Annotated in this window: 10 protein-coding genes; 6 read left to right on the top strand and 4 right to left on the bottom strand. The window is 42.7% G+C overall.

Going from position 1 to position 9,157, the window contains the following annotated elements:
• The 6 genes from O9332_RS09410 to O9332_RS09385 all read left to right on the top strand — a co-directional run.
• The coding region (locus O9332_RS09410) for a hypothetical protein (RefSeq protein ID WP_288025103.1) at nucleotides 1-209 on the top strand (209 nt) is incomplete at its 5' end.
• A 417-nt stretch (nucleotides 210-626) separates the two neighbouring features.
• Entirely contained in the window at nucleotides 627-1,145 is a 519-nt protein-coding gene (gene cpcB / locus O9332_RS09405) for a C-phycocyanin subunit beta (protein ID WP_002735500.1), read from the top strand.
• A 66-nt stretch (nucleotides 1,146-1,211) separates the two neighbouring features.
• Nucleotides 1,212-1,700 (top strand): C-phycocyanin subunit alpha, encoded by a 489-nt coding sequence (gene cpcA, locus O9332_RS09400; protein ID WP_002759025.1) that lies wholly within the window; start codon nucleotides 1,212-1,214, stop codon nucleotides 1,698-1,700.
• A 176-nt stretch (nucleotides 1,701-1,876) separates the two neighbouring features.
• Nucleotides 1,877-2,755, top strand: a complete 879-nt coding sequence (locus tag O9332_RS09395; RefSeq protein ID WP_002759027.1) for a phycobilisome linker polypeptide — start codon at nucleotides 1,877-1,879, stop codon at nucleotides 2,753-2,755.
• Between the two features lie 137 nt (nucleotides 2,756-2,892).
• Nucleotides 2,893-4,569 (top strand): bifunctional 3,4-dihydroxy-2-butanone-4-phosphate synthase/GTP cyclohydrolase II, encoded by a 1,677-nt coding sequence (gene ribBA / locus O9332_RS09390; RefSeq protein ID WP_288025099.1) that lies wholly within the window; start codon nucleotides 2,893-2,895, stop codon nucleotides 4,567-4,569.
• A gap of 107 nt (nucleotides 4,570-4,676) precedes the next feature.
• A complete protein-coding gene (locus O9332_RS09385) occupies nucleotides 4,677-5,420 on the top strand; it encodes a Uma2 family endonuclease (protein WP_288025097.1) in 744 nt (247 codons plus the stop codon).
• Between the two features lie 57 nt (nucleotides 5,421-5,477).
• Here the strand turns inward: O9332_RS09385 and O9332_RS09380 are convergent, their stop codons facing one another.
• The 4 genes from O9332_RS09380 to O9332_RS09365 form a co-directional block, all read right to left on the bottom strand.
• Nucleotides 5,478-6,536: a D-alanine--D-alanine ligase family protein gene (locus tag O9332_RS09380; RefSeq protein WP_002759032.1), complete on the bottom strand. Its 1,059-nt coding sequence runs from the start codon at nucleotides 6,534-6,536 to the stop codon at nucleotides 5,478-5,480.
• 232 nt (nucleotides 6,537-6,768) lie between these two features.
• Nucleotides 6,769-7,833, bottom strand: a complete 1,065-nt coding sequence (locus tag O9332_RS09375) for a hypothetical protein (protein ID WP_125730185.1) — start codon at nucleotides 7,831-7,833, stop codon at nucleotides 6,769-6,771.
• 2 nt (nucleotides 7,834-7,835) lie between these two features.
• The gene (locus tag O9332_RS09370; RefSeq protein WP_002759036.1) at nucleotides 7,836-8,438 is read right to left on the bottom strand and encodes a J domain-containing protein; all 603 of its coding nucleotides are present in this window, start codon (nucleotides 8,436-8,438) and stop codon (nucleotides 7,836-7,838) included.
• 585 nt (nucleotides 8,439-9,023) lie between these two features.
• A partial coding sequence (locus O9332_RS09365; protein ID WP_502846645.1) for a helix-turn-helix transcriptional regulator occupies nucleotides 9,024-9,157 on the bottom strand: 134 nt, incomplete at its 5' end.

Raw genomic sequence — 9,157 nt, 5'->3', positions numbered from 1 at the left:
CCCCCCACACCCCCCTACCACCTCCCCCCACCCGACACCCGACCCCCCACTCCCCACCCCCCACCACCGACACCCCACTCCCCACACCCTACACCCCACTCCCCACTCCCCACACCCCCACTCCCTTCTTTACAAAACTTCATCGTAATTGGAGGGCTGGAAAGGGCAATCCTTGGGCAATAGGGGAAGGGAAAGCGGGGAAATATTAAAAAAAACTTAAAATTTTTATCTTGCTGCCCTTTATACCCTTAAAGCCTTGCTGTCTCTGATTTCCCGACGGTGAGAGGCTTTGAGCCATGGTCAGGAATTGATGACCAACTCGATCGAGTTATTGTTAAGTGACTGTTACAAAAAGACAGCAAAAAACTTAATAATATGTAACAAACAAAGTTTCGACAGCAGTGTATAAATTTAACTTGAGGGGCCAAGATAACAGACAAAAGTTAAGCTGGATACTTGTTTAACCTCCTTAGGTGATTTATGAGAGAGCCGTGAAGTTTTTTCAGGTTTCTTAAAGTAAATCGCAACAATCACGGTCAAGGCTCGTCCAGACTCACCGTGAAATCCCTTAAGAGGGAAAATTTTAATTGCAAGCAAATCCCATTTAAATTTAGGAGATTGTCACAATGTTTGACGCATTCACCCGGGTAGTATCCCAAGCTGATGCTCGCGGCGAATATTTAAGCTCTTCCCAACTAGACGCTCTGAGCGCCATGGTTGCCGACAGCAACAAACGGATGGACTCTGTTAACCGGATCACCAGTAACGCTTCCACCATCGTTGCCAACGCCGCTCGTAGCCTGTTCGCTGAACAGCCCCAACTGATCACCCCCGGTGGTAATGCCTACACCAGCCGTCGTATGGCCGCTTGCTTACGCGACATGGAAATCATCTTGCGCTATGTTACCTACGCTACCTTCTCTGGCGACGGCAGTGTTCTCGATGATCGTTGCTTAAATGGTCTGCGCGAAACCTATGTAGCTTTAGGAGTACCAGGAGCTTCCGTAGCTGCTGGCGTAAGCAAAATGAAAGAAGCGGCTTTATCCATTGCTAACGATCGCAACGGTATCACCCCCGGCGATTGCAGTGCTTTAATGTCTGAAATTGCCAGCTACTTCGACCGCGCCGCCGCTGCTGTCGCCTAGTCCCTGGGGCTAGTCTCAATTAAACCGTAGGAAACTTATTGCAAGATTATTGGGAGATACCAAACAATGAAAACCCCCCTTACCGAAGCCGTAGCAGCCGCTGATTCTCAAGGTCGTTTCTTAAGCAGCACCGAAATCCAAACTGCTTTCGGTCGTTTTCGTCAAGCTTCTGCTGGCCTCAGCGCCGCTAAAGTGTTGACCGAAAGAGCCAGTTCTTTGATCTCTGGTGCTGCTCAAGCCGTGTACAACAAGTACCCCTACACCACCCAAATGCAAGGGGCTAACTTTGCGGCGGATCAACGCGGTAAAGAAAAATGCGCTCGTGACATCGGTTACTACCTCCGCATGGTGACCTACTGCTTAGTTGCTGGTGGAACCGGTCCGATGGACGAGTACCTCATCGCTGGTATCGACGAAATCAACCGCACCTTCGACCTGTCTCCTAGCTGGTACATCGAAGCTCTCAAATATATCAAAGCCAACCATGGTTTAAGTGGCGACCCTGCGGTAGAAGCCAACTCCTATATCGACTACGCTATCAACGCTCTCAGCTAGTCCAATCGAAAAAACTGCTGGTCTGGAAAGACAGGAGGTTGTTAGCAAAAGGGTTAGCAATCACCTGTTCTTCCAGACCTTGTTATATCCATCGTCAAGGCGGCCAAGTAATCGAACTGATCCTCCCCTAGTTTTGAGGGGTCAGAAAACGATCATTTTTTTGTAGGAGAACTTTAGTGGCAATTACTACCTCAGCTTCCCGTTTAGGGACAACCGCTTTTAGCGAGGTTGCTCCCGTGGAATTACGTCCCGATTGGTCTCGTGATGACGCACAGGCGGTTATTCGCGCTGTCTATCGTCAGGTGCTAGGCAATGACTATATCATGCGTTCCGAGCGCCTTACCAGTGCCGAATCCTTACTCTGCAACGGTTCGATCACCGTGCGGGAATTCGTCCGCGCCGTGGCCAAATCGGAACTGTATAAGAACAAATTCTTCTACGGTAACTTCCAAACCCGCGTCATCGAACTTAATATCAAACATCTTTTAGGTCGCGCTCCCTACGATGAGTCGGAAGTGGTCTATCACCTCGATCTCTATGAAAACAAAGGATTCGAGGCCGATATCGACTCCTACATCGATTCCGCCGAATATACCGAAAACTTCGGCGATAGCATCGTTCCCTACTATCGCGGTTTCGCCAGCCAACCCGGTCAAAAAACCGTGGGATTTACCCGGATGTTCCAACTCTATCGCGGTTATGCCAACAGCGATCGCTCTCAGATTGCCGGCAAAACCTCCCGTTTAGCGGTGGAATTAGCTCAAAACGGCGCTTCGGCAGTAGTCGGTCCCTCCGGTGGCAGCGATGGTTGGGCCTATCGTCCCTCTGCTCAACGCAACACCCCCAGTAAAGCTCTGGGTGGTAGTGTGGCCTATGGTGATGTGGGTAAGCTCTATCGCGTGGAAATTGCCGCCATCAGCAAACCGGGTTATCCCCGTGTCCGTCGCAGTAGCAAAGCGGTTATCGTCCCCTTTGAACAGTTAAATAACACCCTGCAACAGATCAACCGTCTCGGTGGCAAAGTTGCCAGCATCACCCCCGCTAGTTTGAATTAATTTTCTAGCTTAAGATAACTAAAAGTCTCCCGGGCAGCCGTCAGGTTCACCGGGAGACTTCTTTCTAGGGAACTGGCAGAAATTGACCCTCAGCAGATCGAGCAAACCTGTAGAATGAAAATAATTCCCTCGTTTTAATGCCTGTGACTGTCACTTCGATCGCTTTTGACTCTATCGATACTGCCTTAGCGGAAATCAAAGCCGGACGTGCCATTGTCGTAGTTGATGATGAGAATCGCGAAAATGAAGGAGATCTAATCTGTGCGGCCCAATTTGCCACCCCCGATCTGATTAACTTCATGGCAGTGCAAGCTCGCGGTTTAATCTGTCTGGCAATGACGGGAGAGCGTCTTGATGCTCTCGAATTACCCTTGATGGTGACAAAAAACACCGATAGCAATCAAACCGCTTTTACCGTTAGCATCGATGCTGCTCCCCACTTAGGGGTTAAAACTGGTATTTCGGCAGAAGATCGGGCGAAAACCGTGCAAGTTGCCATTAATCCAGTCACTCGTCCCGACGATCTCACCCGTCCCGGTCATGTCTTCCCGATTCGTGCTAAAGCCGGTGGAGTCTTAAAACGCGCTGGTCATACGGAGGCAGCCGTGGATCTAGCTCGATTAGCCGGGTTGTATCCGGCGGGAGTTATCTGTGAGATCCAAAATCCCGATGGTTCCATGGCCCGTTTACCGCAACTATTTGAATACGCTCGTCAACATAATCTCAGGTTAATTAGCATTGCCGATCTGATCAGTTATCGCTTAAAACACGATCGCTTTGTCCATCGGGAAACGGTGTGTGATTTTCCTAGTCAATTCGGCACTTTTCAGCTTTATGCCTACCGAAATTTATTAGATCAAACCGAACACATCGCTATTGTGAAAGGCGATCCCGCTCTCTTTGGTGATCAACCTGTAATGGTACGAATGCACTCGGAATGTCTGACCGGGGATGCTTTGGGATCCTTGCGTTGCGATTGTCGCCAACAGTTACAAACTGCCCTAAAAATGATCGAAAAAAACGGTTTGGGGGTGGTGGTTTACCTGCGACAGGAAGGACGGGGAATTGGCTTAATTAATAAGCTAAAAGCCTATTCTTTACAGGATATAGGACTAGATACGGTGGAAGCCAACGAAAGGTTAGGATTTCCCGCCGATTTGCGCGATTACGGCATGGGAGCGCAAATGCTCAACGATTTGGGGGTGAGAAATATTCGTTTAATTACCAATAATCCCCGTAAAATTGCCGGATTAAAAGGCTATGGTTTGGAAATAGTCGAGCGAGTACCTTTGCTGATCGAGGCTAATGATTATAATTCCAATTATCTAGCCACAAAAGCGGAAAAGTTAGGACATCTATTCCTACAAACCTATCTAGTTACCATCGCTCTCAGTTGGGGGGAAAATCCGCCGTCAATTTCGCAAAGATATCATCAATTAGAGAAATTACGGCAGTTAAGTCGCGCTAATCAATTATCTCTCCAAGAAGAAACCCGACCGGTAGCCAATGCCCTTTTTGATCGCGCCCCTTTGATCGTACATTTAGGTTTAGATATTCGTCAGGGTGTTAGCAGTAATTGGTATAAAAATCCTTCCCATCCTTATCTTCTGGTTATTGACAAGATATTAAATGACATTAAAGATTGGTCGGAAATTGAACGCTTAGAATTTTTAATTTCCGACGGAGACGATTCGATGACGGGATTACAAATGAAACTCGATCGTCAAAAAATGTCCGATGAAGATTTCTCACAATTACCACAATTAGCTACCCAAATTATCTACAGTTTTACTCGTGATTCAGCCAAAAATTAGTTTTCTATGACCATACTGTTGCCTCTTGCCTCATCTCAACAAGCAATTTAAATATTTAACAGCTTAACAGTTATAATTAAACCAAGCTAGTATAACGGGGAAAACCCATGACAACTCTCGACATTTTACCGGAAGTTACCTGTCCCCCCACCGATTTATGGAGTGATGAACCACCTTTGGAAAGTGATTTACATCTGCAACAGATCATAATTCTTCTCAGTTGTCTAGAATTATTATGGCAAGAGAAAAACGATTACTACGCTTCCGGTAATCTGACTATCTACTATAACGAAGAACAACTGAAAAAACGTGATTTTTGTGGTCCTGATTTTTTTGTCGTCTTAGATACGGAAAAACATCCGCGTAAAAGTTGGGTAGTCTGGGGAGAAGGGGGTAAATATCCCAATGTGATCGTGGAGATTCTTTCCGATTCTACGGCCAATATTGACCGCACTAAAAAGAAAATTCTCTATCAAAATACCTTTCGCACTCCTAATTATTTTTGGTTTGATCCTGAAAGTTTAGAACTGCAAGGATTTAGATTAATTGCGGGACAATATCAGGCTATTGCTGCTAATGAAAACGGCTATTTATGGAGTGAACAATTAGAACTCTATTTAGGCATATTTGACCGTAAACTGCGTTATTTTACCACCGATGGTCAATTGGTTCCCACTCCCCAAGAAGCTGAATTAGAGCAAAGACAAGCAAAGGAACAGATTTTTTTAGAAAAGGAACAGGAACGAAAGGCAAAAGAACAGGCTCTTTTAGAAAAAGAACAAGCTATCTTGGAAAGGGAAAGATTAGCCCAAAAATTACGAGAATTGGGCATTGATCCTGAAACTATCTAATTGATAAATATCTCTAGGATAGGTAATTCCTATCCTAGAAATGTTGGTAATTTAACCTTATTTTTCCTGTCTTTCTAAGGCTAATTGTACTAACTTATCGACCAATTTATCAAACTCTAAACCGGTGGCTTTCCAGAGTTGGGGATACATACTAAAATTAGTAAACCCCGGCAGAGTATTAATTTCATTGATCAACACTTCCCCAGTCTTTTCCACATAGAAAAAATCCACCCGCGACAATCCCGCAGCATCCACAGCTTTAAATGCTTCTACAGCCATTTCTCGCACTTGATTAGCAATTTTATCAGGAATATTAGCGGGAATCACCATACTTGATCGCCCGTCAGTATATTTAGTTTCGTAGTCATAAAAATCACTATCAAAAGTAATTTCTCCCACCAAAGAAGCTTGGGGATTATCATTACCTAAAACCGCACATTCGATCTCCCTTGCGGTTACTCCTGCTTCAACAATAATCCGTCGATCATAACTAGCGGCACTATCTAAAGCAGCCTCTAATTCTTGCCGGTTGCGTGCTTTACTAATACCCACCGAAGAACCTAAATTAGCCGGTTTAATAAAACAAGGATAACCTATTTCCTCGGCAATTTGAGCGCACAATTGCGGAAAAACACAGGGATTTGACCACACTTGCGAGCGGGTTACAGCCTTATACTTAACTTGGGGTAATCCAGCGGCTGCAAAAGCAGTTTTCATGGCAATTTTATCCATTCCCAAGCATGAACCCAGGACCCCACTACCCACAAAAGCAACCCGCATGAGAGTGAGTAATCCTTGTAAAGTGCCATCTTCCCCATTCGGTCCGTGGAGAATTGGAAACCAAACCTCCATTTCCCTCACTTCTGGGGGAAATTGCCAGATATTGACTTTTATATTACTCTCAATAGCTAGGGGTTGCCCAGAGGTTAAAATTTGTCTAGCAGTTGCTGCCGAATGCCAACAGCCATTTTTATCGATATAGAAGGGGGTAACGGCGTATTTGTCAAGATTTTCGGGATAATTAAAAGCTTGCAGGATCGATCGAGCCGAATTGATAGATACCTCGTGTTCTCCCGATCGACCACCAAACAACAATCCTACCTTGATCTTATCCATATTATCCTCTCTAGACCCAGCTAGATCCTAAATTAGAGTTCAACTATCATATATACTATGGGCGGAGTTGACAATAGTTGCCAATGATTTAGATGCAGCTGTTCCTCGTGAGATAGGAGTTTTAACCCAAATTCTCGATAAATTAATTATCGCTCATGATGAGATGTGGTCGTTCTTTCCCTAAAAAAATCGATAATCACTTTGGAGCTATTCACCCCCCGAAATTGAATGATTATTTAGCTAATTTTTCCAGTTTTTTCTTAGTTTTCTGAAGTTTTAAGGCTAAATTACCATGATGTTCGGGATAGTAAACGTGCAAGAATTCGATAAAATCCTCGATGGTACAAGGTTGATGAAATCCCCCTAAGTTACCGTGGAATTCTTGGTGAATTTCTTCTTTAATAGTCACCAAATTCAGATCTAATGTCGCTAGATGGGGATATTTCTGGGCAGAGTAAAGATGATGGACAGCGAGATTAAATTTATTATTTCTATCCGGTTTTTGCCCTGTCACCTGACAAGTGTTTTTATCTCTAGTTTTAGCTCGTTTTTTAGCCTTTTCAATCTCGATTTTTTGTTTGGTATCGTCATCTAGATTTTCCTGAATTTCTTTAAAGGCAAGAGGAAACTCGATTTCAATCATTTTACACATTTCTTGGCGCGATTTATTCGTCAAAGTTTCACTCATGGATTTAGAAATGCGAACAACTCCACTTTCAGAGAACCAAAACTCTCTTTTTTCATCTTCGTAAAAATCTACTCCTATTTTTAAAGGACGAACTTCTGTTTTAGTATTTTTGATTACCTTAGCAAGTTCTTCATCATCAACTTTCAAAGATGAAGATTCGTGGAGTTTAAGATTATTGAATGTTTGATTTAGCTTGGCTCCATTAGTTTTTAAAATTCGCCGCAAACTCTGTTTATGAATCATAGCCACTCCTTGATAAACTTTAATTTCGCCAGAGTCAGCCAATTCATTAAAAATTAATTTTCGTGCCAAAGAGCGACGAATTTTTTGATCGTGCTTAGTAAAAAATTCTCTAAATCTGTATAAAATTCCTCGCTTTTCATGCTGATCAATATAGGAAGCAATTTTTAAAGCACCTTCAAAAGAAAACACTCTAACTTTATCTTTTTTGTTGACAAATTGATAATCGACACCTTCAACTAAATCCCAATCATCATTAGGATCAGCATCAAAAATATCAACAATTTTGTCTAGTTTTTCAAGAGTAATAGAAAACCATTGAGCTAATTCGGTATCCCGGATCAGGAAGGTATTTGCTTTCTGAGGCATGATTATTTTATCTCCGTGGTGATAGACTTATACATGACAGTTAAACAATCAAAAACTTCTGCGTCTCCTGTTTCTTGGTTATCAGGATGATAGATTTTAGAAAGACGATAATAGGCATTTTTAATGTCTTCCTTGCTGGCAGTTTTTGGATCAAGCTCGAAAACACGATAGGGATAAAAATACTTAAATATATTAATACCATTAATACAATGCTTACCAGTTTCTCCATCTTCTTCTGGTAAAATACCTACATACTCTCTGTAAATTTTTTCCCAACTTTCTCGCTGAGATAAATTGATGTTATCAAAGGCTCTAGTAGCCATTTGAAACATACTCGATTTTTTTAGTTCTGTGGTATTGTTAACCTCAAAATAGGCATAAACTGCCTGTTTAAGTTGCGTTAGAGTTAAAGGTTTAACTTTTGAGCTTGTGGTGGTGGTGGCTGTAGTTTTTGATTTAGTTAACGATGGTTTGGGAGACTTTTTACGGTGGTTTTTGATGACAAAATCGGCAAAATCTTCGAGAATACGACTTTCGATCGAGTATTGCTCACAGATATGACTAATCTGCTCTAAAATGAGCGAGTTAAGAGGATTAGTGGTCATAATTTCCCTAAGAAGCTGCAAAAAACATAGCCTTTCTTATCAAGATGAAGTGTAGGCTAATTTGGTATGAACGACCGACGACTGACTCCCGAAAACTTCCTATCCTAAATTAATACCACAGCAGTGGCCACTTTGTCATGTGGTTAATCATAAAAAAATTGCGGGCATAAGCTAAACGGCTTTTACTTCGGATCACCGATATAGACTCCAAAAGGGTTATAGCTGTTGGATCATGCAGGTTAAGCGCCGTTTAGCTTATTACAGATTTAAGTCAATAAATGGGCAGCCGTTTAGCTAGGCAGTCATTCTAAAGATAAGATTCCCGAGAGCGATGGTAAAGTTGAGACTAGAATTGAGGGGACAGTCGGGAAATTTTTACCTAATCAAGAAAAGATGGCTCTCTGAGTCTTTGGGTGAAAAATGTTCACCACGTCACATTATGCACGGAAGCTTTCATAGGTGGCAACTTAAGCAAGAAGCTTAATTATCAAGAGTAGCTGATCATCCAAGGGGAAGGACGTAAAAAATGGTAAAATAAGGCGGATAAATCTAAAAATAATCCTAATTCCTACACCTACTATTTTTTTAGGTTTCAGAGGGAAAGTAACCAAACAGTTTTTTATAATCAGAGGCCAGATATCCTCGGTGAAAAAAACCTAATTCTTCAGCAATTTCATAAATTAATTTTGTCTGATTATTTTGGTTAAGAGATTGATGTA

The organism is Microcystis sp. LE19-10.1B, assembly GCF_027530565.1.
Lineage (GTDB): Bacteria > Cyanobacteriota > Cyanobacteriia > Cyanobacteriales > Microcystaceae > Microcystis > Microcystis aeruginosa.
This window is presented reverse-complemented; position numbering and strand designations above follow the sequence as displayed.

Bases quoted from the DNA above. Each gene is read 5' to 3' on its own strand.
- cpcB (WP_002735500.1), top strand. From the start codon at position 627: ATGTTTGACGCATTCACCCGGGTAGTATCCCAAGCTGATGCTCGCGGC.
- cpcA (WP_002759025.1), top strand. From the start codon at position 1,212: ATGAAAACCCCCCTTACCGAAGCCGTAGCAGCCGCTGATTCTCAAGGT.
- ribBA (WP_288025099.1), top strand. From the start codon at position 2,893: ATGCCTGTGACTGTCACTTCGATCGCTTTTGACTCTATCGATACTGCC.
- O9332_RS09385 (WP_288025097.1), top strand. From the start codon at position 4,677: ATGACAACTCTCGACATTTTACCGGAAGTTACCTGTCCCCCCACCGAT.
- O9332_RS09380 (WP_002759032.1), bottom strand. From the start codon at position 6,536: ATGGATAAGATCAAGGTAGGATTGTTGTTTGGTGGTCGATCGGGAGAA.
- O9332_RS09375 (WP_125730185.1), bottom strand. From the start codon at position 7,833: ATGCCTCAGAAAGCAAATACCTTCCTGATCCGGGATACCGAATTAGCT.
- O9332_RS09370 (WP_002759036.1), bottom strand. From the start codon at position 8,438: ATGACCACTAATCCTCTTAACTCGCTCATTTTAGAGCAGATTAGTCAT.